This is a genomic window from Micromonospora sp. DT68 (assembly GCF_049847245.1).
Lineage (GTDB): Bacteria > Actinomycetota > Actinomycetes > Mycobacteriales > Micromonosporaceae > Micromonospora > Micromonospora profundi.
Genome location: NZ_JBNCNZ010000006.1, coordinates 358,925 through 383,901 on the forward strand (window position 1 = coordinate 358,925; position 24,977 = coordinate 383,901).

22 protein-coding genes and 1 pseudogene are annotated in these 24,977 nt (G+C 71.6%); 14 read left to right on the forward strand and 9 right to left on the reverse strand.

Going from position 1 to position 24,977, the window contains the following annotated elements:
• Nucleotides 1-243: 243 nt before the first annotated feature.
• From ACPXB1_RS14235 to ACPXB1_RS14265, 7 genes are all read left to right on the forward strand, one after another.
• A complete protein-coding gene (locus ACPXB1_RS14235) occupies nt 244-1,275 on the forward strand; it encodes an ABC transporter ATP-binding protein (RefSeq protein WP_355597231.1) in 1,032 nt (343 codons plus the stop codon).
• Nucleotides 1,272-2,378, forward strand: a complete 1,107-nt coding sequence (locus ACPXB1_RS14240; RefSeq protein ID WP_355628652.1) for an ABC transporter ATP-binding protein — start codon at nt 1,272-1,274, stop codon at nt 2,376-2,378. The genes ACPXB1_RS14235 and ACPXB1_RS14240 overlap by 4 nt, the downstream gene beginning before the upstream one ends.
• Entirely contained in the window at nt 2,371-3,906 is a 1,536-nt protein-coding gene (locus ACPXB1_RS14245) for an ABC transporter substrate-binding protein (RefSeq protein WP_355597227.1), read from the forward strand. Before ACPXB1_RS14240 ends, ACPXB1_RS14245 begins: the two co-directional genes overlap by 8 nt.
• Nucleotides 3,907-3,937: 31 nt before the next feature.
• Complete coding sequence (locus ACPXB1_RS14250; RefSeq protein WP_053656262.1) at nt 3,938-4,873, forward strand: ABC transporter permease; 936 nt, start codon at nt 3,938-3,940, stop codon at nt 4,871-4,873.
• Nucleotides 4,870-5,802 (forward strand): ABC transporter permease, encoded by a 933-nt coding sequence (locus ACPXB1_RS14255; protein WP_355597225.1) that lies wholly within the window; start codon nt 4,870-4,872, stop codon nt 5,800-5,802. Before ACPXB1_RS14250 ends, ACPXB1_RS14255 begins: the two co-directional genes overlap by 4 nt.
• Nucleotides 5,803-5,826: 24 nt before the next feature.
• A complete protein-coding gene (locus ACPXB1_RS14260) occupies nt 5,827-6,618 on the forward strand; it encodes an alpha/beta fold hydrolase (protein WP_355597223.1) in 792 nt (263 codons plus the stop codon).
• Nucleotides 6,619-7,090: 472 nt separating this feature from the next.
• Nucleotides 7,091-8,290, forward strand: a complete 1,200-nt coding sequence (locus tag ACPXB1_RS14265; RefSeq protein ID WP_425735385.1) for an RtcB family protein — start codon at nt 7,091-7,093, stop codon at nt 8,288-8,290.
• Nucleotides 8,291-8,336: 46 nt separating this feature from the next.
• Here ACPXB1_RS14265 and ACPXB1_RS14270 read toward each other — a convergent pair whose 3' ends face one another.
• From ACPXB1_RS14270 to ACPXB1_RS14290, 5 genes are all read right to left on the reverse strand, one after another.
• Nucleotides 8,337-9,128 carry a maleylpyruvate isomerase family mycothiol-dependent enzyme gene (locus tag ACPXB1_RS14270; RefSeq protein WP_355597219.1) on the reverse strand — a complete coding sequence of 264 codons (792 nt, stop codon included), beginning with the start codon at nt 9,126-9,128 and terminating at the stop codon, nt 8,337-8,339.
• Between the two features lie 70 nt (nt 9,129-9,198).
• Nucleotides 9,199-10,692: an MFS transporter gene (locus ACPXB1_RS14275; RefSeq protein ID WP_355597217.1), complete on the reverse strand. Its 1,494-nt coding sequence runs from the start codon at nt 10,690-10,692 to the stop codon at nt 9,199-9,201.
• A gap of 96 nt (nt 10,693-10,788) precedes the next feature.
• Nucleotides 10,789-11,688, reverse strand: a complete 900-nt coding sequence (locus ACPXB1_RS14280) for a Gmad2 immunoglobulin-like domain-containing protein (RefSeq protein ID WP_355597215.1) — start codon at nt 11,686-11,688, stop codon at nt 10,789-10,791.
• Nucleotides 11,685-13,130 carry a HAMP domain-containing sensor histidine kinase gene (locus tag ACPXB1_RS14285; RefSeq protein WP_355628643.1) on the reverse strand — a complete coding sequence of 482 codons (1,446 nt, stop codon included), beginning with the start codon at nt 13,128-13,130 and terminating at the stop codon, nt 11,685-11,687. Before ACPXB1_RS14285 ends, ACPXB1_RS14280 begins: the two co-directional genes overlap by 4 nt.
• Nucleotides 13,131-13,145: 15 nt before the next feature.
• Nucleotides 13,146-13,826 carry a response regulator transcription factor gene (locus ACPXB1_RS14290; RefSeq protein ID WP_355597211.1) on the reverse strand — a complete coding sequence of 227 codons (681 nt, stop codon included), beginning with the start codon at nt 13,824-13,826 and terminating at the stop codon, nt 13,146-13,148.
• A 164-nt stretch (nt 13,827-13,990) separates the two neighbouring features.
• Here ACPXB1_RS14290 and ACPXB1_RS14295 point away from each other — a divergent pair, with 164 nt between their 5' ends.
• The gene (locus ACPXB1_RS14295; protein ID WP_355628640.1) at nt 13,991-14,326 is read left to right on the forward strand and encodes an L-rhamnose mutarotase; all 336 of its coding nucleotides are present in this window, start codon (nt 13,991-13,993) and stop codon (nt 14,324-14,326) included.
• Between the two features lie 55 nt (nt 14,327-14,381).
• Here the strand turns inward: ACPXB1_RS14295 and ACPXB1_RS14300 are convergent, their stop codons facing one another.
• Together ACPXB1_RS14300 and ACPXB1_RS14305 are read right to left on the reverse strand one after the other, a co-directional pair.
• Entirely contained in the window at nt 14,382-14,957 is a 576-nt protein-coding gene (locus ACPXB1_RS14300; protein ID WP_355597207.1) for an AMIN-like domain-containing (lipo)protein, read from the reverse strand.
• A gap of 129 nt (nt 14,958-15,086) precedes the next feature.
• A complete protein-coding gene (locus ACPXB1_RS14305) occupies nt 15,087-16,349 on the reverse strand; it encodes an MFS transporter (protein WP_425735386.1) in 1,263 nt (420 codons plus the stop codon).
• A gap of 73 nt (nt 16,350-16,422) precedes the next feature.
• On the opposite strand from ACPXB1_RS14305, the gene ACPXB1_RS14310 reads away from it, so the two are divergent.
• From ACPXB1_RS14310 to ACPXB1_RS14325, 4 genes and pseudogenes are all read left to right on the forward strand, one after another.
• Nucleotides 16,423-17,406 carry an ArsR/SmtB family transcription factor gene (locus ACPXB1_RS14310; RefSeq protein WP_355597204.1) on the forward strand — a complete coding sequence of 328 codons (984 nt, stop codon included), beginning with the start codon at nt 16,423-16,425 and terminating at the stop codon, nt 17,404-17,406.
• Between the two features lie 111 nt (nt 17,407-17,517).
• Nucleotides 17,518-17,991, forward strand: a pseudogene (locus tag ACPXB1_RS14315) (snapalysin family zinc-dependent metalloprotease); the annotation flags it as partial.
• A 3-nt stretch (nt 17,992-17,994) separates the two neighbouring features.
• Nucleotides 17,995-18,705 (forward strand): S1 family peptidase, encoded by a 711-nt coding sequence (locus tag ACPXB1_RS14320; RefSeq protein ID WP_425735398.1) that lies wholly within the window; start codon nt 17,995-17,997, stop codon nt 18,703-18,705.
• Between the two features lie 117 nt (nt 18,706-18,822).
• Nucleotides 18,823-19,509 carry a hypothetical protein gene (locus ACPXB1_RS14325; RefSeq protein WP_355597202.1) on the forward strand — a complete coding sequence of 229 codons (687 nt, stop codon included), beginning with the start codon at nt 18,823-18,825 and terminating at the stop codon, nt 19,507-19,509.
• 22 nt (nt 19,510-19,531) lie between these two features.
• Here the strand turns inward: ACPXB1_RS14325 and ACPXB1_RS14330 are convergent, their stop codons facing one another.
• A complete protein-coding gene (locus ACPXB1_RS14330; protein ID WP_355628632.1) occupies nt 19,532-20,374 on the reverse strand; it encodes a DUF3152 domain-containing protein in 843 nt (280 codons plus the stop codon).
• Between the two features lie 138 nt (nt 20,375-20,512).
• Here ACPXB1_RS14330 and ACPXB1_RS14335 point away from each other — a divergent pair, with 138 nt between their 5' ends.
• Complete coding sequence (locus ACPXB1_RS14335; RefSeq protein ID WP_355597198.1) at nt 20,513-21,016, forward strand: SigE family RNA polymerase sigma factor; 504 nt, start codon at nt 20,513-20,515, stop codon at nt 21,014-21,016.
• Complete coding sequence (locus ACPXB1_RS14340) at nt 21,013-21,759, forward strand: hypothetical protein (protein WP_355628630.1); 747 nt, start codon at nt 21,013-21,015, stop codon at nt 21,757-21,759. Before ACPXB1_RS14335 ends, ACPXB1_RS14340 begins: the two co-directional genes overlap by 4 nt.
• Before the next feature lie 10 nt (nt 21,760-21,769).
• Here ACPXB1_RS14340 and ACPXB1_RS14345 read toward each other — a convergent pair whose 3' ends face one another.
• Nucleotides 21,770-24,688, reverse strand: coding sequence for an ATP-binding protein (locus ACPXB1_RS14345; RefSeq protein ID WP_355628627.1), 2,919 nt, complete (start codon nt 24,686-24,688; stop codon nt 21,770-21,772).
• Nucleotides 24,689-24,977 lie beyond the last annotated feature (289 nt).

Genomic DNA, 24,977 nt, shown 5'->3' on the forward strand with positions numbered 1-24,977 from the left:
AGGGTGCGATTCGACGTCCAAACGGCCAGTCAGGTGAACGTTTCGGAGCCGTTGACCAACAGCCAGGCAGAGTTTAGCGTCTGCGAAACGGCGTTTCGCGGAGCGGAAGAGCCGTGCTGCGGGCCTGGATCCCGCAGTGCTGGAGTGAGGAGCGATACCGATGTGTCAAGCGTTTGAGGTGAAACCACGTTCCGCTGAGCGGAATGTGGTTTCGGGTTTCGCTACCACCGTGGTGCCGCTGTCGTGACGTCCCCCATGACGACCGGCACCGTTGCCGACACGGTCACGCAGTCTGCGGATGAGCCGCTGCTGCGCGTCCGCGACCTCCGCATCAGCGTTGGCGACATACCCCTGGTCCGGGGTGTGTCCCTGGACGTCCGCGCCGGCGAGATCGTGTCGGTGGTGGGGGAGTCGGGCTCCGGGAAGTCGCTGACGTCGCTCGCGGTCCTGGGACTGCTGCCACCGGAGCTCGCGACCGACGGAACCGTCGAGTTCCGTGGTGAGAACGTCACGACGATGAACAGCCGACGGCTCCGGCAGTTCCGCGCCTCCGCCGCTCGGATGATCTTCCAGGATCCCGGCTCGGCCATGAACCCCGTGCTGACCATCGGGTTCCAGGTCATCGAGTCCATTCGAGCGGCCCAACGGTGCTCCCGCGCCGAGGCTCGCGAACAGGCGTTGGCGATGATCCGCCGGGTCGGCATCGCCGAACCGCAGCGCTGCCTGAGCGCCTACCCGCGCGAGTTGTCCGGCGGGATGCTCCAGCGGGTCGTGATCGCGATGGCACTCGCGGTCGACCCGCCGTTGTTGATCTGCGACGAACCGACGACCGCACTCGACGTCACCACACAGGCGCAGGTGCTCGACCTCATTCGCGCCCTGACCAGCGACATGGGAACGGGCGTCATCCTCACCACCCACGACATGGCGATCGCGGCCGACTACTCCGACCGGATCGTCGTCATGTACGCGGGCCAGGTCGTCGAACACGGGCCTACCCGCGCGACACTGGCCACCCCTCAGCACCCGTACCTGTGGTCGCTGCTCAACGCCCACCCGGACTCCGGTGAGCGCGAGCCCTTCACGCCCCTGACGATCCTCGACGGGGCGCCACCCCGACCGGACGTCGACATCCCCGGCTGCCGCTTCGCACCCCGGTGCCCGTTCCGACAGGAGCGGTGCAGCGTGGAGACCCCCGTCCTCCGGCCGCTGGCGACGGTGCCCGAGCGGTCCGCGGCCTGCCTCGTGTCAGCTTCTCAGGAGACGGCGTCATGAGCACCAGCAACACCTCGGAAGCCACCCCGGGCACGTCGAGCCTGCTTCAGGTGGACGGCCTCCGGCGCCACTTCGCGCTGTCGCGCGGCCGCGTGCTCCGGGCCGTCGACGGTGTCTCCCTGCGCATCGACAGTGGGCGGACCCTCGCCCTCGTCGGCGAGAGTGGCTCGGGCAAGAGCACCCTCGGCCGGTGCGTGGTCCGGATGGACGAGCCCAGCGACGGCCAGATCCGCTTCGACGGCGAGGACATCACCCACCTGCGACACCGTGACCTGCGCACGATCCGCCAGCGGATGCAGATGGTCTTCCAGAGCCCGTACACCTCGTTGAGCCCGCGGATGAGCGTCGGCGACTCCATCGCGGAGCCGCTGCAGATCCACGGCCTGCCCGACGGCCTCAGCCCGGCCGACCGGGTGCGGGAGGTCCTCGACATGGTCGGCCTGCCGGCGTCGGTCGAGACCCGACGCCCCAGCCAGCTCAGCGGCGGCCAGCGGCAGCGCATCGGGCTCGCCCGTGCGCTCGCGTTGAGCCCGAAGCTGCTCGTGGCCGACGAGCCGACGGCATCTCTCGACCTGACCAGCCAGGCGCAGATCGTCAACCTCCTCCTGGAGCTTCAGGGCAGGTTGAGCCTGGCGATGCTGTTCATCACGCACGACCTCGGGCTCGCCCACCACCTCAGCCACGAGTGCGCAGTGATGTATCTCGGACGGATCGTCGAGGCGGGGCCCACGGTGGAGCTGATGCGTCAGCCGTTGCACCCCTACACCCACCTGCTGGTGTCCACCCGGTCGCGTGGTCCTGCCGCGCCGTCCGAGGCCGAGTCGGTGCCGTCCCCGATCAACCCCCCGGCCGGCTGCCACTTCCGTTCGCGGTGCCCGATCGCCGTCGACAAGTGCGCGACCGAGTACCCGCCGTTGCAGGCCACGCCCAGCGGTCGTCGGGTGGCGTGCCATCGGCCGGGAGTGCTGGAGCTGTCCGCAACTGCCACGGCCCGCATTCCTCAGCCGGAAACCTGGCCCAGGCCACCCGCCGCGACCGCGGCTCAGAGCACCACCGCCCTCACCAGTTCGCCAAACCCCAGTGCAGGAGCATCACATGACTGACGCCGTCAACCCCCGGACCGTGCGATCGCGTCGGGACTTCCTCCGCTACACGGCGCTCGTCGGCGCCGCCTTCGCAGTCGCTCCGGCGCTCGTCGCCTGCGGGTCCGACGACGAGGACGCCGGCGCCGGCGGGCCGATCAGGATCGGTACGTCGGTGCTGGACCCGGACGCCAACCCGCTGAAGTCCCTCGGACACAGCGCCAACTACCTCGCCTTCGACGCGTTGACCCGGATGAACCCGTCGACCCTGAAGATCGAGCCGGGGCTGGCCACCTCGTGGACGCGGCTGTCCGATACGGAGATGGAGTTCAAGCTCCGCGAAGGTGTGAAGTTCTCCGACGGCACGCCACTGACCGCCAAGGACGTCAAGTTCTCCTACGACATCACGAAGAAGGAAGGCCTGGCCCTGGCCTCCCTGATCGCCAACGTCAGCTCGGTCGACGTGGTCGACGACCTGACGGTGCGCATCCGCACCACCAAGCCGGACGCCATCCTGGAGAAGCGGACCGCCCTGCTGTTCATCGTGCCCGAGAAGGCGTACACCGCTGCCGGCACTGAGGCGTTCGGCCTCGCGCCCGTCGGCAGTGGGCAGTACCGGATCACCAAGGTGGTCCCCAACTCGCAGATCACCCTGGAAGCGGCGGAGGACCCCTGGGAAGGTAAGCCGGCCAACTCGCGGGTGGAGTACATGCAGTACTCCGACCAGAGCGCCTTCCTGGCCGCGATGCAGTCCGGGCAGCTCGACATCGGCCACAACCTGCCGGTGCAGGCCCTCAAGAACCTGGGCTCGGACATGAAGGTGGAGGTCGTGTCCACCGGTTCGCCGCTGGCCGTGCAGTTCGACACCAAGATCGCGCCGTTCGACAACCTGGAGGTCCGTCGTGCGCTGAACCTGGCGATCGACGTGGACTCCATCGTCAGCGCGGTGATGAACGGCGCCGGCGACCCGCTGCCCGGCCAGCTCACCGCCAAGGGCTGCTTCGGCCACAACCCGGACATCAAGGCCATCCCGTTCGACCTTCAGCAGGCCAAGGACATCCTGGCTCGGGAGGGCGTCAAGCCCTTCTCCACCGAGATCGCAGGCCTGCCGGTGAACAAGCCGCTGATGGAGGCGATCAGCGGCCAGCTGGGGGCCATTGGCATCACCGTCAAGGTCACCGTCCTGGACTTCGCGGTGTGGGTGGACGGCTTCAACAACGGCAGCAAGTGGCCGCTGTTCGTCAAGGGCATGAACTACTCGCCGCTGTTCGACGCCGAACTGACCTACCGCTACCCCACGGCCGGTGCCGAAGGGCGCAAGGGCTGGGTGGACGCGCACTACGACCAGCTGCTGGAGAAGTCCCGCAACGAGATGGACTCCGCCGCCCGCGAGAAGGTCCTCCAGGAGATGGGTGCCCACCTGCACAAGGAGCTCCCCTTCATCTTCCTGTTCGGCCAGCAGTGGGTGGTCGCCAACACCTCCGACGTCTCCGGGTACGACCCGAGCACCGGGTTCTGGGTGGACGCGTCGACAGTGACGAAGTCATGACTGTCGGCACCGCGCGGATGGGTCGATAGACGTGGCTCACCTGACGTATCTGATCAGTCGCCTGGCCCAGCTGGTCCTCACCGTCGCCGGTGTGATGACAGTGCTGTTCGTGCTCCTGCGCGTCTCGGGTGATCCGGCGGAGGTGTTGTCCGGACCGGACGCCACGCCGGAGATCGTCGAGGCGACGAGGGCCCGACTGGGGCTGGAGGGCTCCCTGCTGAGCCAGTACCTCCGCTTCATGGGTGACCTGGCAGTCCTCGACCTGGGCCGGTCCTTCACCTTCGGCGGCGACGCGCTGACCGCGGTGACGGACCGGCTCGGGGCGAGCATGTTGATCCTCCTACCGGCCCAGGTGCTCACCATGCTGCTCGGCATCGCGCTGGGCAGCGCGGTGGCGCGGGCCGGGAAGTTCCGGATCGGCCAGATCTTCATGGGCGGGTCGTTCCTGTTGCAGGCGGTCCCGTACTTCTGGCTGGCGATCGTGCTTGTGCTTTTCCTGGCCCTGCAGTGGAAGGTGCTGCCGGCGACCGGGTCGGGCGGCATCGAGTACGCGATCATCCCCATCATCGCGATGACCGCCAGCCACACGGCCGCGTTGGCCCGGCTGGCCCGAGGTGAGGTCGCGGACGTGCTGCACCGCCCGTTCGTCCTCGTCGCCCGATCGAAGGGGATCTCACAGGGGCGACTCATGTTCCGGCATGTCCTGCCGGTGGCGCTCCCGCCGATCATCTCGTACTCGGGGATCCTGTTCGCGTTCTCCGTGGGCCAGCTGGTCGTCCTCGAACCGCTGTTCAACTACCGCGGGATCGGCGCGCTCCTGGTGAACGCCGTACACGGTAGGGACTTTCCCATCGTGATGGCCGGGGTGTTCGTCGTGACGCTGATGGTCGGGCTGGTGAACCTTCTGGCGGACGTCGTGAACCGACTGATCGACTCCGGCCTGCGGACGAAGGTGGGTGTGTCATGACGGAGCAAGCGCTCCAGCCCGGTGTGGGCGGCGAGGCGGGCCCGACCGTGCCGAAAACCGACGTACGGACGCGCTCGCGCGGCCCGCTGGGGCGGCTCGTGCGCCGCCCCGGCGCGATGGTGGCGCTGGGGTTCCTGCTGCTCGTCGCCCTCACGGCGATCTTCGCGCCGCTGATCGCCCCGCACGACCCCGTCGTCCAGGACCTCGCCAGGTCCCGGCAGCCTCCGGCGTTCCTGGACGGTGGCGACACGACGCACCTGTTCGGCACCGACGAGTTCGGACGGGACCTGCTCTCGCGCATCCTCCACGGAGCACGCATCTCGCTGTTCGTCGGCACCATCTCGGCGACCATCGCGATGCTGCTGGGTACGACGATGGGCCTGATCGCCGGTTACTTCGAGCGGCGGGTGGGGCCGACGATCCTGCGGTTCGCCGACATCCAGTTCTCGCTGCCCTTCTACGTCATCGCGATCGCCGTTGTCGCCCTGTTCGGGCCGAGCCTGCGCAACCTGGTCATCCTGCTGTCGTTCTGGGGCTGGGCGACGTACGCCCGCACCATCGCCGTCACCGTCTCGCAGCTCAAGCGGATGGAGTACGTGCAAGCCTCCCGGCTCCAGTGGTCCAGCGTCGCGCGGATCATGCGCGTGCACCTTCTGCCCGGCGTGTCCAGCAGCGTCATCGTGTTGTGGACGACGTCGGTCGGCGGTCTCATCCTGGTCGAGTCGGCGCTGTCCTTCATCGGTCTCGGCGTGCAGGTTCCCGACTTCTCGTGGGGCTCGATGCTCGGCGGAGCACAGACCGAGCTGCAAGGAGCCTGGTGGGTGGCCATCGTGCCCGGTGTGTTCCTCACCGCCACCATCGTGGCGTTCTACGTCCTCGGAGACGCGCTCCGCGACATCCTCAACCAGCCGGTCCCGAAGGACCATTGATCTCCGACTCCGGGAGCCCCCCTGATGCCACACCTGCACGTCAACAAGACCAACCTGCACTTCCGTGAGTCCGGCTCCGGCCCGACGGCCCTGTTCCTTGCCGGCTTCATCCTGGACAGCACGTTCTGGCTGGACCAGATCGCCGACCTGTCCGACATCAGGCGGTGCGTGTCGCTCGACCTGCGCGGGTTCGGCCTGTCCGACCCGATCACCACCGACGACCTCCTCGACCTCGACGTGTACGTCGAGGACGTGGCCGCCGTCGCCCGTGAGCTGGGCGACGGGCAACCCGTCGACCTGGTGGGGTTCAGCCTCAGCTCGGTGGTCGGTGGGCTGGTTGCGGAGCGGTACCCCGAGCTGGTCCGCTCGATGTCGTTCCTCAGCCCCAACCTGCCGGCCGACACCCCGGCGTACCGCCTGTACCGGGACGAGATGGCCAAGCTCGCCGTACGCGAGGGCATCGACGCCGTCTACCGGCGGTTCGCCGAGTACATCGTCGCGTCCGGGGCGAGCCTGCAGAGCCTGGCCCGCTATCGCCAGATGATGCAGGACACCCGCCTGGACATGGTGGTGGCGACGCTTCGTACCTGCGGGCGGACGCCGGACCGGACCGACCTGCCGAGCCGCATCACGGTGCCGACGAACTTCGTGACGGCCACCGGGGACACCGTGTTCGACAGGTCGGTCGCCCAGGGCTACGCCGACAAGGCGCCCAAGGGCCGCGTGTCGGAGGTGAGCGGGGCCGGCCGCTTGACGCCCCTGGAGTCTCCGCACGAGCTGTCCGCCGTCCTGCGGGAGTTCTGGACCGACCTGTGACAGAGGTCCACGACAGCTGCACGTCCTAGCCAGGTCATCCGGCGCCCCCAACCCTCCCGGGTGTGGGGGCGCCGGTCTTTTTCCGCCCGGTGCAGGCGGCTCCCACGTGTGAAATCCTTTGCGGACACCCGCCGGCCCGTCTACCGTTCCCGACGCAAGGTCAACCGATCAGACCCCCCGAGGAGCACGCCGTGTCGCAGCGCGCCCGCACCACCACACCCTGGCGTACGCCGGGCGCGGGTGCCGCGTTGCCATCCGGCGCGTGGTATCGGGGTCTCGGCCGTCGCGCCGAGTGCCGGCTGTCCGGGCGGCTCCACCGCTGACGCGAGCGCGTCCGGTAGCCGCCCACCCCCTGAGGATCGGGCGGCTTTTTCGTATCCGCTGAACTTCCCGCGCTCCGGTCGACCCGGACCGCGATCGTTCCCGGTCACCCCCTGCAACGATGGGCCGGGACCCACACAAGGAGACCACGATGGGATTCACGCCCCTCGCCGGCACCCGGGCGCCGGTCCGGGTCTGGACCGACCCGTACGCCATCGAACCGCAGGCGGCCAAGCAGCTGCGCAACATCGGCGCGCTGCCCTGGGTGCAGGGCGTCGCCGTGATGCCCGACGTGCACTTCGGCAAGGGCGCCACTGTCGGCTCCGTGATCGCCATGCGGCAGGCCGTCTCGCCGGCCGCCGTCGGCGTGGACATCGGCTGCGGCATGTCAGCGGTGCGTACCTCGCTTACCGCCGCCGACCTGCCGGACGACCTGGCCGGGCTGCGCTCCGCGATCGAGGCCACCATCCCGGTGGGCTTCGCGCAGCGGGACCGGGCCGTCGACCCCCGTCGGGTCCGGGGCCTGGAGCAGGGCGGCTGGGACGACTTCTGGGGCCGGTTCGCCGGGCTGGACCGCAAGGTGGCGCAGCTGGAGACCCGGGCACAGCGGCAGCTCGGCACGCTCGGCGGCGGCAACCACTTCATCGAGGTCTGCCTGGAGCAGGGTGGCGACGACGACGGCCGGGTGTGGCTGATGCTGCACTCCGGGTCCCGCAACATCGGCAAGGAGCTGGCCGAGCGGCACATCGGGGTCGCCCGAGCGCTGCCGCACAACGCCGACCTGCCCGACCGGGACCTCGCCGTGTTCCTCGCGGGCACGCCCGAGATGGACGCGTACCGGCGGGACCTGTGGTGGGCGCAGGAGTACGCGCGGCGCAACCGGGCGGTGATGGTGGCCCTGCTCTGCGGTGTGGTGCGGGAGCAGTTCCCGCAGGTGTCCTACGACGAGCCGATCTCGTGCCACCACAACTACGTCGCCGAGGAGAGCTACGACGGGGTGGACGTGCTCGTCACCCGCAAGGGCGCGATCCGGGCCGGGAAGGGTGACCTGGGCATCATCCCCGGGTCGATGGGCACCGGGTCGTACATCGTGCGGGGTAGGGGCAACCCGGACGCGTACTGCTCGGCGTCGCACGGCGCGGGCCGGCGGATGTCGCGGGCGCAGGCCAAGCGGACGTTCACAAGGGACGACCTGGTCGCGCAGACCGCCGGGGTCCAGTGCCGCAAGGACGCCGGGGTGATCGACGAGATCCCCGGCGCGTACAAGGACATCACCGAGGTGATGGCGCAGCAGGAGGACCTGGTGGAGGTGGTGGCGCACCTGAAGCAGGTGGTCTGCGTCAAGGGGTGACGGGCCGCGCGGGCCGGGAACGACCGGCCCGCGCGGTATGCGCGCGTCAGAAACCGACGAAGACCCGGCGCAGGTCGTCCACTGTCACCGGGCCGGTCACCTGTACTCCGTCGGGCGTGTACGCGGGCCCGAGCCGGCCCACCGCGAGTCGCAGCCACGCCTCGGCCGGTGCGGTCAGCTCGCCGTCGGGCTGCTCGGGCGCGTCGACCACCTCGACGCGCTCGCCCAGCCGCAGCCCGTACGTCCGCTCGGGCCGGTGCAGCCGCAGCAGCAGTGTGGCTTCCCGGCCGGCCAGCTCCTGTGGCCGGCTGGTCCAGCTCAGCATGCCGCCGACGTGGTCGAGCAGCAACGGCACCGCCTGCGGCGTCACCGACGCGAACCTGTTGAACGCCACCTCGACGTCCCACTGGTGCAGGGCGAACTCGCTGAGCCGGAACCGGCCCGACGTGGCGACGTCCACCGGTTCGGGCAGGAAACCCATGTCGATGCGCAGCGTGGCGCGGGTGTCGACGTCGAGTGCCTCGTACGCCTCGACGAGACGTTCGTTTGTGGCGAGGAACCCGGCGGCGTGCTCGGCCGGGGACATCGCGTCCCACCGCTGCCAGACACCGCGGTTGAAGTCACCGTCCGGGCCGGGCTCGCCGCTGCGGGCGGCGCTCAGCGTGGCGAGGCCGATCTCGGCGCCGCTGCCCAGGTGACTGAGCACCTGGGACACCTGCCACTCGCTGGCACCCGACGGTCGGATCAGGTCGTCCTCCTTGAGGTCCCGGACGAGCGCGGCCAACTCCTCGTGGCCGGCCCGCAGAGCGGTGATGATCTCATCGGCAGAGGTGGGCATGTATCTCCTCAGCGGGTTGTCGACGGTCCTCGAAACGCTATCCGACGCTGGCCGGCTTCCGTCGGACCGCTCAACCCATGTGCGCGGTGCCGCTGGTCCGGATGTCCCCCTTGCGCACCTTGATCAGGAACAGGGCGATCAGGCCGGCGAGCACGATCAGGGCCGCGCCCCAGGCGAACGCCACGCTGTAGCCGTGCACCAGCGCCTTGACCTGGGTGGCCGGGCTCGGTGCCCGCGACACCAGGTACGCGGTGACCGCGCTCGTGTACATGGTGTTCAGCAGGGCGGTGCCCAACGAGCCGCCGATCTGCTGGGTGGCGTTGAGCGTCGCGCTGGCCGCGCCGGCGTCGTGCTCCGGCACCCCGAACAGTGCCAGGCTGGACAGCGGCACGAACGTGAAACCGAGGCCCATGCCGAGGATGACCTGGGCGGGCAGCAGGAGGGTGAGGAACGAGGTGTCCACGTCGATCCGGGTGAGCAGCAGCATGCCGACGGCGGCGAGCGCGGCCCCGCCGACCATGAGCGGCTTGGCGCCCAGCCGGGGCATCAGTTGGCTGGCTCCGGCGGCGGCGATCAGCACACCCGCGGTGACCGGCAGCGACGCGAGCCCGGCTTCCAGCGGCGTGTACCGAAGCACCACCTGGAAGTAGAAGGTCAGGAAGAGGAACGCGCCGAACAGGCCGGCGCCGATAAGCGTCGAGGTGAGGTACGCCGCGCCCCGGTTGCGGTCCAGGATGATCCGCAGTGGCAGCAGCGGATGGTTGGAGCGCAGCTCGATCACCACGAAGACGGCGAGCAGCACCACACCGGCGGCGATGAAACCGAGCGTCGCGGCGGCGTCCCAGCCGTCCTCGGCGGCCTTCGTGAAGCCGTACACGAGGGAGACCAGGCCCGCGGTGACGACGACAGCGCCCGGTACGTCGTAGCGGGTGTTGCCGTGCGCCCGGCTCTCCGGCACCAGTGGCAGGGCGAGGAAGATCGCCACGGCGGCGACCGGGATGTTGACGAGCAGGCACCAGCGCCAGTTGGCGTACTCGGTGAGCACCCCACCGAGCAGCAGGCCGACAGCCGACCCGCCACCGGCGATGCCGCCGTACACGGCGAACGCCTTGGCCCGCTCGGTGGTCTCGGTGAACAGGACGGTGAGCAGGGCCAGCGCGGCCGGGGCGAGCAGCGCGCCGAAGACGCCCTGCAACGCCCGGGCGGCGAAGAGCATCTCGCCGGTGGTCGCCAGCCCGCCCAGCGCGGAGGCCAGCGCGAAGCCGATCATGCCGACGATGAACGTGCGCTTGCGACCCCAGTAGTCGGCGATCCGGCCGCCGAGCAGCAGCAGGCCACCGAAGGCCAGCGTGTATGCGGTGACCACCCACTGCCGGTTCGCGTCGTTGATCCCCAGGGCCGCCTGGGCCTGCGGGAGCGCGATGTTCACGATTGTGGCGTCCAGGACCACCATCAGCTGCGCGAGGGCGATGACCACCAGCGCCAGCCAGCGCCGCGGGTGCTGCGTGTCTGTCGACGCCCCGGTGCCGGGTGCGCCGGGCGCGGTCGAGGTCGCTCCGGCCATGGTGATGCCTCCGTGCTGCGGTCATCCTTCGGGCCGGACAGCCCGCCCGGCGGCGGTATAACCATCGCCGCCACCTCGAAACGTGAGCCCCGCTCCTCAACCGGGCGCGAGGATCACCGGCACGGCCACCGTGTTGATCCGCGCGCCGTCGTCCGCTGACACCTCGTAAACCTCGATCGTGCCGTGCTGCTCGCGGTTCGTACGCCAGCCGACCACCACCCGGTACGCGCCCCGGCAGCCGCTGCCGCAGCTGGCGGTGCCGAATCCGGTGGCGACCTCCCGGCCGGAGGCGTCGCGCACCCGGACGCTCACGGTGGCCTCGAACACGTCGGCGCTGCCGGTGACGGTGAGCGGAGCGGTGACCCGTTCGCCGACGGTGGGGCCGGTGACCACGATCGGCGGCAGCAGGCCCGCGTAGTCGGCCCGGCCGACCGGGTCGCCGCCACCGAAGCGGACCTGCCGGACGCTGGGGAACTGGGTGAGCGTCCAGACCACCTGCGCCTCGCGGAGGCGCTGTTCTGCAGGATCGCCGGCGGGTGGGACCCGCAGTGTCGCCACGCCGTCGGTGATCCGGGTGACCTCGGCGCCGGCCGGCAACCGGGTGGTCAACCCGGTGGCGGCCTCGGCGGGTGTGGGTCCGGCGGCCAACTCGGTCAGCGCCAGGCGGGACGTCGCCACGGTGGCCGGTCGGGTCCGCCGGGTCGGAACGAGCTGCCCGGACCGCACGTACCACAGCTCGATGGTCACCGTGGCCTGGTGGCGCGTGGCGGTGGGCATCGGTGCCAGCGGGCGCGGCGGCGTGCCGGTGACCGCCGGCGACGATGTCGGCGTCGGCGTGGCCCGCGGTGTGGGGATGGGGCTCGGGCGTCCGGTGGGCGCGGCGCTCGACGGCGGTGCGGTCGGCGCCGGGCCGAGGGCGCCGGAGCGCGGGGTGCCGCAGCCGCCGACGAGAGGCACGGCGACGAGCACGACAATGACCAGCGGGCGCCAGCTCATCCCACGCCACCCTTCGGGCTGGCGGTCTCCCCATCGGGGTGCGCCGCCGGACGTGGCACGCCGCCGGGACCGTGCGCGGGCAGCTCCAGCCGGAACCGTGTGCCGGCACCCGGCTCGCTGCGCACGCTCAGGACGCCGCCGAGCAGGGTGGCCTGTTCCCGGGCGATGGCCAGCCCCAGCCCACTGCCCGGAGCGGAGCGGGACGGGTCGGCCTTGTAGAACCTGTCGAACAGGCGGGGCAGATGCTCGGCCGGGATGCCCGGCCCCTGGTCGGTGACCTCGACGACGACAAGCGGACCCGCCGCGGCCACAGTTGCCCGGATCTCGCCACCGCCGTGCTCGACAGCGTTGGACACCAGGTTGGCAAGTACCCGCTCCAGCCGGCGCGGGTCGGTGCGCAGCACGATCGGCTCGCCACTGATCAGCACCCGCGCCGACCAGCCGGGCGCCGCGACGATCCCGTGCAGCAGGGCCACCACGTCCACCGGCTCGACGCTCGGCCGCTCCCGCCCGGCGTCCAGCCGGGAGATCTCCATCAGGTCCTCCACCAGCCGGCGCAGCCGGACCACGTCGCCGACCAGCAGCCGCGCCGCCGGCCGCGCGTCGTCGGGCAACTGGTCGAGGTGCCCGCGCAGCAGCGACGCCGCTGCCACCAGGGCGGTCACCGGGGTACGCAGCTCGTGCGCGACGTCGGCCGTGAACCGCCGCTCCCGGGCCTGCGCCGCAGACAGCGCGGCGATCTTCGCCTCCAGGGCCTCGGCCATCTCGTTGAACGACGCCGCCCAGTCGCTGAACTCGTCGCGCCCGCGTACCGGCAGCCGGGTGGCGAGCAGCCCTTCGGTGAGCGCCCGGGCGGCCCGGCTGGCCCGATTGACCGGTTCCAGCGTGCGGCGGGCCAGCGCGTGCCCCACCCCTGCGGCGAGCAGCACCACGAACACCCAGCCGGCCAGCAGCGCGTTGCGCAGTTGAACCACGTCGGCGGCGATGCCGTCCTCGTCGGTGAGCACGTACAGCTCGGCGGTCGACCCGGGGATGCGTCCGCCGACCACAAGCAGTCGAGGGCGCATCCCGGGCGCGGAGCGCTGGTAGCCGAGCTGCCCGCCCGCGACAGTGGCCCGCAACCGGGTGCCAAGCGTCGGGGCGTACTCCGGATGCGAGGGGCGGGCCGCTCCGTCGACGAGCACCACGTGCCGGCCGCTGCTCTCGAAGCTGGTGAGCAGCTCGGTGCTGCGCTGCTCGGTAAGCGGCAGGAACTGTCCGGCGAGGACGAGTTGGTAGCGGGCGTCGGCGGCGGCCTCCTGGAGCGACGCGTCCATCCAGGACTGCCGCAGCAGCAGCCCGGTCCCGCCGGCGAGCAGCCCGGCCGACATCCCGGCGACAAGCACGAAGGCGATCGTCAGCCGGCGCCGCAGACGGCCCGGTGCCACAGCGCGTCCGGCCATCGCCGACCCTCCTCCTCAGCCGGTGGACAGCTTGTAGCCGGCGCCGCGCACGGTGCGGACCAGCAGTGGGTGCGCCGGGTCGTCCTCGATCTTGGCGCGCAGCCGCTGGACCGCCACGTCGACCAGGCGCGAGTCACCGAGGAAGCTGTGGTTCCAGACCAGGTCCAGCAGCAGCTCGCGGGTGAAGACCTGCCCGGGGCGGCGGGCCAGCTCCAGCAGGAGGCGGAACTCGGTGGCGGTCAGCGTGACCTCCCGGCCGTCCCGGCGCACCACGAAGCTGCCCGGATCGATCTCCAGCCCGCCGACCTCGATGGTGCTCGCCGCCACCGGCGCGGTGGCCCGGCGCAGCACCGAGCGGACCCGGGCGACCAGTTCGGGCAGGTCGAAGGGTTTACGTAGGTAGTCGTCCGCGCCGCACTCCAGGCCGACCACCACGTCGAGCGTGTCGGTGCGGGCGGTCAGCATGAGGATCGGCACCTGACTGGTCCGCCGGATCTCCCGGCACACCTCAAGGCCGTCCAGGCCCGGCAGCATGACGTCGAGCACGATCAGGTCGACCGGGTGGGCCCGCCATGCCGCCAGGGCCTGCCGCCCGTCGACGGCGGTGTCGACCCGGAAGCCGGCGCGGCGCAGACCGAGGGCGGTGACCTCCCGGATGGAGGCGTCGTCCTCGACCACCAGTACGCGGCCCTCCATCACCTGAGGGTAGACCCGCCTTCATGGCGTGCGACCTGGCGAAACGGTCGGTGTCGGCGGCCCGGCCGGCTCTGCGGGGTGCCACGGTGGCGGGTCGGTGAACTACCTTGCTCCCGACCCGGTCAGCTCACCCGAGAGGGCACGACGTGCAACGTTTTGGCTGTGTGATTCGGCTCCGCCCGGACCAGCGGGAAACGTACCTGCGGCTACACGCCGACGTCTGGCCGAGCGTCGAGCAGACGCTGCGCGAGGCGAACTTCCGCAACTACACGATCTTCCTCCACGACGACCTGCTCTTCGGCTACTACGAGTACGTCGGTGACGACTACGAGGCCGACCAGCGGCTCATCGCCGCGGACCCGCAGACGCAGGAGTGGTGGAAGCTGACCGATCCGTGTCAGGAGTCGCTCGCCGAACCCGGGTCGGGGCACTGGTGGGCGCCGATGCGGGAGGTCTGGCACCTGGCCGAGGACGCCCCTGAGCAGGGCTCGCCCAGGTGATGCCCGCCCGGCCGGACGGTCGCGAACCGTCCGGCCGGGAGACGTCGCCGACCTGTCACTCCTGCCACTGGTGGGCCACGTCGAGCACGACCCGGCTGTGTGTGCCGGGCCCGGCCAGCACGAGCACTCGGAACGGCAACCGGGCCCGTACGCCGACCGCGAAGGTGCTGTAGCCCTCGAAGCTGCCGCCGAAGACGACGTCGCGCAGCGTCGGGTAGCGCAGCAGGTTCGCGGTGTGCTCGCCGACCGCGTACGGGATCGTGCCGGAGTGGGCCGCGTCGTAGGCGGGTGCCCGCAGCGAGACCCGCAGCAGGGCACCCCCGGCGGTGTACGGCGACAGCGCCAACCCTTCGCCCTCGGTCCACGTCTCGCCGTAGCCGACCGAGTAGCCGTCCACCGGGCCGGCGAACTCGAACACCACCCGGTCGTAGCAGTCGTGCCGACCGGTCCGTACGTCGACAAGTGGGGCGTCGCTCAGCGTGCCGGCCGTCTTGTCGGCGCTGCCCCAGGTGATCCCGCAGTACGGCGACGCTGTCGCTGCGGTGATGCTCGCCGCGTGGCCGCTGCCCGCGCCGGCGACCAGCCCGGCCAGGACGATCGCCAGCGCCGTCAGCGCGTTTCTGATCCTCATCGTGGTGCCTCCGTCCGCTGCTCGGGGCCACGTCGTGGCGGTGTGCCGGTGACCCTCGATCTCGACCGTGGCCTCGGCACGGCACGACCATTTCGCTGTGGCGTAACAGGCCCGTAACAGCGGATGGGATCAGTCGACCGTGGGTGGCCGGTGCAGCGTGCGCAGCGGTGAGCAGAACACCGGCAGCCAGGTCAGTCCGTTGGCGAGTGCACCGACCACCAGTGCGGTGCGAACGTCCGCGTACTGGGCGAGCACGCCGGCGACGATCGCGCCGATGGTGAGCGCCCCGGTGAGCAGGAATCGGAAGGTGGCGTTCATCCGGCCGAGCAGTCCGTCCGGGGTGACGCTCTGGCGCAGGCTGACCCCGATCACGTTGCCGATCCCCGTCCGCCAGGCCAACATCAGCCAGCCGAAGGCCGCCACCCAGAGCATCGGCCCGTTGTCGATCAGCGCGACGGACCCGCCGAGCGGTGCGACGAGCAGACCGGGCAGCCAGAGGGAGCGGCCGTTGCCGATCCGCTCGGCGAGCGGTCGCGCGCTCAACGCGCCGAGAAGAGCGCCGAGCCCGCCCACCCCCAGGAACAGGCCGAGGGCGGCGGCGCCCAGCCCCAGTTCGCAGAGGAAGACCACCGGCAACATGGTCGTGGTGAGTTGCATTGTCAGGTTGATGCTCGCGGTGGAGACGGCGAGCGGGCGGAGCAGTTGGTTGCCGGTCACGTGCCGCACGCCCGTGCTGAGCTGTCGAACGAACCCGCCCGTCGTCCCGGTCGCAGGCCGTTGGGGAGCACCGGTGCGGACGCGGGACAGGATCGTCCCGGACGCAACGTAGGCCACCGCGTCCAGAACGATCGCGATCGGTGCCGTGAGTGTCTGCACGACCAGGCCGCCGAGTCCTCGTCCTGCGATCTGCATGGTGGCGCCGGTGCTCATCATCAGCGAGTTGGCGGCCACCAGCCGATTCCGGCCGACCAACTCGGGCAGGCAACTTTGTGCGGCGACGTCGGCGAAGACGGTGCCGACGCCGGTCAGCAGCACCACCAGATAGAGCTGCGGGATGCTCAACCAGCCGGCCCACCATGCCAGCGGCACGGATGCGACCAACGCCGCCCTGGTGAAGTCGGCGGTGATCAGCACTGCACGGCGAGGCAGCCGGTCGACCCAGACGCCGGCCGGCAGGCCGATCAGCAGGAAGGCGGCGGTGCTCAGAGCGGCGAGAACTCCAACCTGACCGGGACTGGCGGCCAGCAGGGAGACGGCCAGCACCGGTACGGCCAACTGACCAACGTGGAAGCCGATGCCATCGATGAGGGAGGCCGCGTAGAGCAGGCGGAAGGATCGTGGCCAGGGCTCCGGTCGCTGGCGTGCGGCGGTCACCGTCGGGGTGGTGGTCATGCCGCCCACGGTGCCGGTCGCGGTCCTTTCGACCGATAGATTTGATGCTCGCCGAATCGATCGGGGGGCGCGGATGATGCTGGTCGGTCTGGACGCGCGGGACCTGGCGATGACGCGATTCGCGGTGTCACCGTTGTGGGAGGCGGTGGCCAGTGTGCGGATCATCAAGCGGCCGCATCAGTTCCCAGAGCATCTGGCCTGGCACGAGCGGGCCCGGCCGCGTCTGGCCGAGGTGGACTGGCAGATGTTCGCCGACCTGGTGCAGATGCCGACACCAATCATCCCGACCTTCATCTGTCCGCCCCCGGCCACGTCACAGCCCACCCTCGACATCGAGCTGGCGACCCTCGTCGCCACACCTCCCGAAGCGGTACGGGCAAGCCTCGACACGCTGCCAGGGCCCAGGTCGTCGCCCCTGGCGGCGCTCTACGCCGATCCGCCGACTCACCTGGGCCGGCTGGCCGACGCGATTCGGGCGTACACCGATGCGGTCATCGCACCCTACTGGCCCCGGATGCGGACCCTGCTGGAGCGGGAGGTGCTGCTCGGCGCGCAACGGATGGCCACCGACGGGCTGCACGGCCTGCTCAACCAGCTCGACCCCTTCGTCCGGCTGGAGGCCGACACGCTGAAGGTGGAGCACATCGTCCTCGCTGGCAGTGTGCGACTCGATGGTCGGGGCCTGCTGCTCGTGCCGTCGGTCTTCATCGGCCGCCGGGTGTGGTCCAACTTCGGCTCCCCGGGACAACCGGTGCTGCGCTTTCCGGCGCGGGCGACGGCCACTGTATGGGAGCGGGATCCGGCCCCGGACGGGCGGGGACTGGCCCGGGTGTTGGGTCGCACCCGGGCCGCCCTGCTGCACGAACTGGCGGTCCCGACCTCCACCCTGGAACTGGCCGAACGCTGCGGCCTCACCCCGGGCACCGTGTCACAGCACCTCGGCGCGCTGCGCGAGGCCGGCCTGGTGGGGGCCCACCGCGTCGGCCGTTTCGTCCTCTACGCCCGCACGACCGCGGCCGAGACGCTGGTCGCCGCGGGCGGCGCGGCTGCCACCTGAGGCCGGTATGACGATTCCGCTATAGCGGACATCGACCGTCGTCGTCTTAACATCTACGTACGTCAATGACCGACGACCCTGGGTCGTCGGGGCGACCCAGGGGAGTGCGTGATGTACCGACGACAACTCAGACGCGCCGTCCAGGCCGTGCTGGTGGCCGTGCTGGCGGTAGCCGGGACGCAGCTCGCCACCGGCGCACCGGCCGCCGCCGTGCGGACCGTCTACTACGACGCGAGCCGCACCGGCGAGTTCCGCACCAACTTCGACCAGGCGGCGCAGATCTGGAACAGCAGGGTCAGCAACGTCCGGCTCCTGGCCGGCACCCCGGCCAGCATCACCATCTACGTCGACGACGGGTGGCCCCGGGCGCAGTCGACCGGCCTCGGGTCGGGCCGGATCTGGATGGGCCGCACGGCCGTCAACCAGGGGTACGACCGCAACCGGATCGCCGCCCACGAGCTGGGCCACATCCTCGGCCTGCCGGACCGGCGCACCGGCCTCTGCACCGACCTGATGTCCGGCAGCAGCGCCCCGGTCTCCTGCCGCAACGCCAACCCCAGCTCGACCGAGGCGTCCCGGGTGAACTCCCTGTTCGCCGGTACGCTTGCCGCGCCCGCCGCCGGCACGACGTACACCTGGACCGACGAGGCCGGCGACATCAGCCCGCTGGTCGTCGGTGGCCGGCCGGCGAGCGAGAGCTACCCGTTCATGGTGTACGTCTCCGGCTGCACCGGCACGCTGATCAAGGCCAACTGGGCGGTCACCGCCAAGCACTGCTCCACGCCGTCCTCGGTCCGGGTGGGCAGCGTCAACCGCAGCAGCGGCGGAACCGTGGTCCAGGTGACCCGCGCGGTCAACCACCCGAGCGTCGACGTCAAGCTGCTGCAACTGGCCAGCTCGGTGACGTACGCCCCGGCGCCGATCCCGAGCACCTCCGGCGCGGTCGGCACCGCCACCCGGATCATCGGCTGGGGTCAGACGTGCGCGCCCCGTGGCTGCGGATCAGCCCCCACCGTCGCCAACGAGCTGGACACGTCCATCGTGGCCGACAGCCGCTGCTCCGGCATCAACGGCCCGTACGAGATCTGCACCAACAACACGAACGGCAACTCCGGCGCCTGCTACGGCGACTCGGGCGGCCCGCAGGTGCGTCGGGTCAACGGCGTGTGGAACCTGATCGGCGCGACCAGTCGTGCCGGCAACAACAACTCCACCTGCGCCACCGGCCCGTCCATCTACGTGGACCTGCCGTCCATCCGGTCCTGGATCTCCACCCAGGTCGGCGGCCTGCCCGCCTGATCTGCCCGAGGTGCTGGGTGGGGGCGCGACGCGCGTCCCCACCCGGCGCTGTCTGTTCACCTGGACCGCCGTGCTGCGGTACCGTGCCTGGCACATCGACGCATCCGAGGTGGACACATGCCTGCCATCGTCGCGCTCACCCTGGCTCTCGCGCTGACGCCCGCTCCCACGCCCACGCCGTCGACGACGTCCGGCCCGGTCGGCTCCCTGCTCGGTGGCGTCGGTCAGATCGTCGACGGCCTGCTCGGAGGCGGCAGTGCCTCCGGCTCGCCCGCAGCACCGAGCCCGACGCAGAGCCCCACCGGCGGCCCCGCGCCGAGCCCGTCAGCAGCGGTCGCCCCGCCCGGGGCCTCCGCCGCCCCGCCGGCGGCGTCCGGCTCACCGTCGCCGGCCCCGGGGTCAGCCGTGGCGCCGGGCACTGTGGACCCGGCCGGTCCGGGGCGGGTGGCCCGCGACGCGGCGGTGCCCCTGCCGAACGGCGGCGACTCGGAGTCGCTCGACGGGCCGGCACTCGGCGCCCCGGAACGCGGAAACTGGCCACCGCCTCCGGGGTACTACCTGCTGGCCGCGGGTGTCCTCGCGGTGCTGGCGCTGCTGCTCCTGCGCGGTCGCCGGCCGGCCGTCGCGGCGGGCGCGACCTCCGCTCCGGCCCCCGCGCCCGCCCCGGACCCGAACCCGAATCCGGAGGTGGATCCCGACCCCGTTCCGGACAACGTCAGTCGCCTGCCGACAAACCTCAACGCCATCTACGAGCTGGGCCGGCTGGACGAGCGACTCGAACAGGAGCGCGGCCGGAAATCGTGAACCGCGACGGGCCAGCTTCCCCTCACGGCGCTGGGCGGGCGCCTTCGCGCGGCGGCATCTCGTCACGGTACGCCCCGACCGGCCCGGCGTAGCGGTCCCGGCCGTCCGGGTACGGCCAGGCGTTGGCTGTGCAGCCGTGCAGGCCCAACGTCTGCTGCTGCATCACCGGCGCCGGCCGGCCCCGCCCCGGGCACCGCTCGTGGCCCATGCCGAGCCGGTGCCCGACCTCGTGGTTGACCATGTATTCGCGGTAGGTCGCCAGGCCCGCGCCGTAGCCCTGTACCCCCTTCACCCAGCGCGCCACGTTGAGCACCACCCGATTGCCGTTGCGGCACGAGGTGTAGCCGTCAGGTGTGTCCTGGCACAGGTCGTCGCGGGTCCCCGGGGTCGCCAGGTAGATGGTGAAGTCGGCAGCGCTGTCGACGCCCACCCGGCGCAGCTGCCACGTCCCCCCGGCCGTCCAGCCGCGCGGGTCGTCGAGTGTCGCGGAGACCGCGGCGGCGACGCCGGCCACCGACAGGCCCTCGATGTCGCGCTCGACGGCGACCCGGTAGCGCAGCAACCGCCCTCGGCCGCCGTGCTCGGGTGCGCTTTCGGCCGCGGCTGTCGACCAGCGGCCACCACCGGTGGCGGGATAGCTGACCGCGACGGGTGCGACACCTGCGACGGGCGACCGCCCGGGCGGGCTGCCAGTCGTGGTGGCACCCGGCGCGGTCGTCAACGGTGCTGTCGTCGGATCGCCGATGGTGCGCGTGGCCACGGGCTGGCCCGCCGCCGGCAGCCCACAGCCGGCCAGCAGCGCCATCACCACGACGGGCAGCGCCGCCGCGCCGGCCGGCACCCGGCGGGTAGCTTTCGTCGACATGTCTCTCCCCTCGCGCGCCGCGCTGGGGCGGCACGGGAGAGAGGACGGGTGGAATCCACCGAAAGTTGATCTCGCGATGACTCAACTTTTCGGCGGTCCCACCCGTCCGTACTTCTGTGGCACGGGGGAGGGGCCGGCATGGCCCGAGGTGACGCGGAGTTCGTCGAGTTCGCGCGGGCGGCGTCCGCGCGGCTGGTGCATGCCGCGTTCCTGCTGACCGGTGACCACCACCAGGCCGAGGACGCCGCACAGACCGCGCTTGTGCGCACGTACGCCTCCTGGTCGCGGATCCGCGACGACGACGCCTACGGGTACGCCCGTCGGATCCTGCTCAACCACCTGGTGGACGGGTGGCGGCGGCCGCTGCGGGAGTACCCGACCGAGGAGGTCCCCGAGCAGCGGCGGGCCGACGTGGCCGACCAGGTGGCCACCCGGCACTGGCTGCGGGCCATTCTCGGCGCGCTCAGCCCGCGCGAGCGGGCGATCCTCGTGCTGCGCTACTACTTCGACCTTCCGGAGGCGCAGGTGGCCCGGGAACTCGCCGTCTCGGTGGGCACCGTGAAGAGCACCAGTTCGCGGGCGCTGGAGAAGCTGCGCGCCACCCGGCAGCGGGCGGCAGACGACGAAAAGGCCTGCCGATGAGCGAGTTCGACCGGCTGCGCCACGCCATGCGTGTGACCGAGCGTCCGGGCGTCGCCCTCGACCTGACCGCCGTCCTGCGCGAGGGACGGCGGTTGCGGACCCGCCGCCGGCTCGCCGGTGCCGCGACGCTCGCGGCCGGACTGACGGCCGTGGCCGCCGTGGTGGCGGTCGGCATCCGGCCGGGCGACCCCCCGTCGGTCGAGCGACCGCCGCCGGTCGCCGTCGCTCCGCCGCCGGTAGCCGCCTCGCCGACCACCCCGGACTCGCCCGAACCGACGACGCCCACGACGATGGCACGCGACATCCCGAAGCCGCTGGGTCACGTCGTCGACAGCGGGATACGCCACGGCGTCGAGCAGCGGGTCTTCTACGTCGTGCAGGTGCGGGTGCCCGGCCAACCTGGGGTGAGCATCGGGCTGGCCGCCGGTCGCCGCGCCCCCGACGGCAGATTGACGACGGACATCCTCGTCAACGACGTCGAGGGCGCCGACCGTGGCCCGGGGTTCCACCAGATCGGCTACGACGAGCGTGGCGCGGGCGCGGCGGTCCCCACCTTCGGCTATTTCGTCGGCCCGGCCCAGCAGATCACCGGCACCGTGAACGGCAGGCAGGTGAGCGCCCGGCTGGCCCGCTGGAGCGCCGACAAACAGGTGGTGATCTTCTGGTTCGATCCGGCGGATCTGGCCCCCGGCGACCGGCTGGACGGCATCGTCGCCCGCGACGCCGAGAACAAGCGGCTGTGAGACCCGCCGGTCAGGCCGGATCGACGAGCCGGCGCTCGATGGTCACCGTGGTGCCCTCGCCGGTGGAGACCATCCGCACGTCGCCGTAGGCGTTCATCAGCAGCGCGCCCCGACCCCGGTCCATGGCCGGGCGGCGGTCGCGCCAGGTGCCGAAGTCGCGTACCGAGATGCGGACCACGCCGTCGCCCACCCGGAGTCGTACCCGCACCTCGGGGCGGCTGGGCCGCTGGGCGTGCTCGACGGCGTTGTTCACCGCCTCGGACGCGGCGAGCAGCAGATCCTCGAGCACGTCCGGGTCGACGTCCAGGCCGCCCAGGACCCGCCGGACGTCCCGGCGCATCGCCGACGCCGAGGTGGGCGCGGACGGGTACGCCCATTGGACGTCCACAGCGCCGCCGGTGCCGACCGGCGGAACCACCGACGCGGCGTCGGTACCGTTGGCCGAACCCTCAGCCGGGGCGGTCGCTGTGGAAGGGATCTCCGCGAATGCCGGGGCAGCGGAGAACGCGGACTCCGCGAGCGGCGTGGCGGCAGGTCCGCCAGCGCCGGCGGGCGGGCCGTCGACGACGGACGGGACGTCGCCTCCGGGCCGGCCGTCGCCGACGGGCGAAACATCGTCGACGCGCCGGCCCTCATCGACGACGTGGCCGGTGGCCCCGGGCAGGCTGTCGGCGGCGGCGTGGGCGCGGGCACGACGGATGGCGGCCCGTATCCGGGCGATCAGCTCCACAGCGGCGAACGGCTTCACCAGGTAGTCGTCGGCGCCGAGGCTCAGACCCGCGACGCTCGCCTCCTCGCCGGCCCGCGCCGAGAGCACCAGCACCGGCATCGCCCTGGTCGCCGGGTCCGCACGCAGCCGACGGACCAGGTCGAAGCCGTCCAGCACCGGCATCATCACGTCGGTGAGGACCAGGTCCGGTGGCTCGCGATGGATCGCGTCGAGGGCCTGCTGGCCGTCGGTGACCGACCGCACCCGCCAGCCCTGGCCGGTGAGCAGCCGACTCAGGTACGCCCGCATGTCGCTGTTGTCGTCGGCCACCAGGATGCGCGCCCCGGCCAACTCGTCGGTGCCCGGCCCGGACACCGCGGCGGGCTCCGCGACACCGCCGGTCGGGTCGGTGAGCCAGCTCAACGCGTCCTGGACGGCGGCATGGGCGGCGTCGCCCCGCCCATCGCGCGCCGGACCGGTCACCGCCGTGGGTTTCGACGTCGACCAGGGCAGGGCGACAGTGAACGTGGTGCCCACACCCACCCGGCTGGTCACCCGGACATCGCCGCGCTCCAGGCGGGCCAACTCACGGACCAGCGCCAAGCCGATACCGGTGCCCTCGTGGCTGCGTGACCGGGCGCCCTGCACCCGGTGGAAGCGCTCGAAGAGCTTCGGCAGGTCCTCCTCGGCGATCCCGATGCCGGTGTCGGCGACGGTGAGGCGTACCTCGTCTTCGTCGGCGTCCATGGCGACCCGGATCCGCCCGATGAACGTGTATTTCAGAGCGTTGGAGAGCAGGTTTGTGACGATGCGTTCCCAGTTGACCGGGTCCACCGTCACCGGCCGCGGCAGCGGCGGGCAGTCGACGTCGAGCGTCAGGCCGGCCCGTTCCACGGCTGCCCGGAAGACGCCTGCCAGCTCGGCGGTGAGTGCTGCCAGGTCGACGACGCGGGCGTCGCTGCGCGCCCGCCCGGCCTCCAGGCTGGAGAACGTGAGCAGGCTGTTGACAAGCGTCAACAGGCGGGTGGAGTTGCGCCAGGCGGTCTCCACCCGCTCCCGCTGCACGGAGGCCAGCGGCGCGGTGGAGTCGGCGAGCGCGTCGGCGAGGGGGCCGAGCATGAGGGTCAGCGGGGTACGGAACTCGTGGCTGACGTTCGTGAAGAAGTTCGTCTTCACCCGGTCCAGCTCGGCAAGCGCCTCGGCCCGACGCCGCTCCTGCTCGTACTCGCGCGCGTTGCGCACCGCGACAGCGACCTGCTGGACCAGCAGTTGGTAGAAGGATCGGTACGCCTCGTCAAGGTGCCGGTTGGGGCTGACAGCGGCGAGCAGGACGCCGGGCGGCTGGTCCTCGGCCGCCGAGGGCAGCGGCAGTGCCAGTGCGACGCGGGTCGGGTCGTCCCACGGGCCGGCGGGCAGGGGCAGGAGCTCCGCGAGACCTGTCACCTCGACGAGCCGACCCCGGGCGGCGTCGGGTAGCCCCCAGGCCCGGGCGACCGGGCCGGGAGCGGCCAGGTCGACGGCGTCGGGCAGCGCCCCTGGCACGGTGGTCTGACCGGGCGGGCCGCCGACGCAGGCGGTCCGCCGCAGCACCTCGTTGTCGCGCAGGTAGATCGCGGCGAACGGCACGTCCAGCGGATGGCCGCCGATCGCGTCGATCAGCCGGGCGCAGGTGGCGTCCACGTCGACGGTACGGCCGTCGCCGCGCAGGGACAGGTCGCGCAGCAGGCGCAGCCGCCGTTCGCCGACGACCTGCTCGGTGACCTCGCTGCACACGGTCAGCACGCCGACGGTGCTGCCGTCGTCGTCGCGGGCCGGTGCGTGCGAGACGCTGAAGTACGCCTCCTCGCGGTAGCCGGCGCGTTCCAGCAACAGTCGCAGGGCGGGCACCCAGCTCGCCACCCCGGTCGCCATGGCCTCCTGGATCAGTGGGCCCAGGACGTCCCAGCCCTCGGCCAGTGTCACCCGGACGTCGTCGCCGAGCGCGGCCGGATGCTTGTCGCCGATCAGCGCCGCGTACGCGTCGTTGTAGAGCTGGGTGAAGTCCGGGCCCCAGAGCAGCAGCATCGGGTACCGGGACGAGAGGACGATGCGGACGGCGGAGCGCAGGCTCTGCGACCAGCCCGCCACCGGGCCCAGCGGGGTGCCGGCCCAGTCCAGCTCGGCCATCAGCCGGCCGGCGTGGCCACCGTCGGTGAAGAGGTCCGTGCTGGGTCGTTTCACGCTCGACCCGGCCTCATCGCAAGCCCCCGTTCCGGGCCCGATGACCCCTGCTGGTGGTACGTACCCATCCTGACACTTCGCCTCACCTGTGCTGACGTCGGCACCCGCCTGTCCCACTGCCGGGCGGGTACGGGCTCGCGGAGCGCCCGGCAGTGGGGAGGCGGCGCGGGTCGGTGATACCGGCGGGCGGCTGCGTGGTGGTATGTCCGGCGTCGAGCCGGTGGGGTTGGCCGAACGACCGATGCCTGCGGGATAGATATCTGTAAGTGTCTCGGTAATCTCTCCAACC

Bases quoted from the DNA above. Each gene is read 5' to 3' on its own strand.
- ACPXB1_RS14240 (WP_355628652.1), top strand. From the start codon at position 1,272: ATGAGCACCAGCAACACCTCGGAAGCCACCCCGGGCACGTCGAGCCTG.
- ACPXB1_RS14245 (WP_355597227.1), top strand. From the start codon at position 2,371: ATGACTGACGCCGTCAACCCCCGGACCGTGCGATCGCGTCGGGACTTC.
- ACPXB1_RS14255 (WP_355597225.1), top strand. From the start codon at position 4,870: ATGACGGAGCAAGCGCTCCAGCCCGGTGTGGGCGGCGAGGCGGGCCCG.
- ACPXB1_RS14260 (WP_355597223.1), top strand. From the start codon at position 5,827: ATGCCACACCTGCACGTCAACAAGACCAACCTGCACTTCCGTGAGTCC.
- ACPXB1_RS14265 (WP_425735385.1), top strand. From the start codon at position 7,091: ATGGGATTCACGCCCCTCGCCGGCACCCGGGCGCCGGTCCGGGTCTGG.
- ACPXB1_RS14270 (WP_355597219.1), bottom strand. From the start codon at position 9,128: ATGCCCACCTCTGCCGATGAGATCATCACCGCTCTGCGGGCCGGCCAC.
- ACPXB1_RS14275 (WP_355597217.1), bottom strand. From the start codon at position 10,692: ATGGCCGGAGCGACCTCGACCGCGCCCGGCGCACCCGGCACCGGGGCG.
- ACPXB1_RS14280 (WP_355597215.1), bottom strand. From the start codon at position 11,688: ATGAGCTGGCGCCCGCTGGTCATTGTCGTGCTCGTCGCCGTGCCTCTC.
- ACPXB1_RS14285 (WP_355628643.1), bottom strand. From the start codon at position 13,130: ATGGCCGGACGCGCTGTGGCACCGGGCCGTCTGCGGCGCCGGCTGACG.
- ACPXB1_RS14290 (WP_355597211.1), bottom strand. From the start codon at position 13,826: ATGGAGGGCCGCGTACTGGTGGTCGAGGACGACGCCTCCATCCGGGAG.
- ACPXB1_RS14300 (WP_355597207.1), bottom strand. From the start codon at position 14,957: ATGAGGATCAGAAACGCGCTGACGGCGCTGGCGATCGTCCTGGCCGGG.
- ACPXB1_RS14305 (WP_425735386.1), bottom strand. From the start codon at position 16,349: ATGACCACCACCCCGACGGTGACCGCCGCACGCCAGCGACCGGAGCCC.
- ACPXB1_RS14310 (WP_355597204.1), top strand. From the start codon at position 16,423: ATGATGCTGGTCGGTCTGGACGCGCGGGACCTGGCGATGACGCGATTC.
- ACPXB1_RS14325 (WP_355597202.1), top strand. From the start codon at position 18,823: ATGCCTGCCATCGTCGCGCTCACCCTGGCTCTCGCGCTGACGCCCGCT.
- ACPXB1_RS14330 (WP_355628632.1), bottom strand. From the start codon at position 20,374: ATGTCGACGAAAGCTACCCGCCGGGTGCCGGCCGGCGCGGCGGCGCTG.
- ACPXB1_RS14335 (WP_355597198.1), top strand. From the start codon at position 20,513: ATGGCCCGAGGTGACGCGGAGTTCGTCGAGTTCGCGCGGGCGGCGTCC.
- ACPXB1_RS14340 (WP_355628630.1), top strand. From the start codon at position 21,013: ATGAGCGAGTTCGACCGGCTGCGCCACGCCATGCGTGTGACCGAGCGT.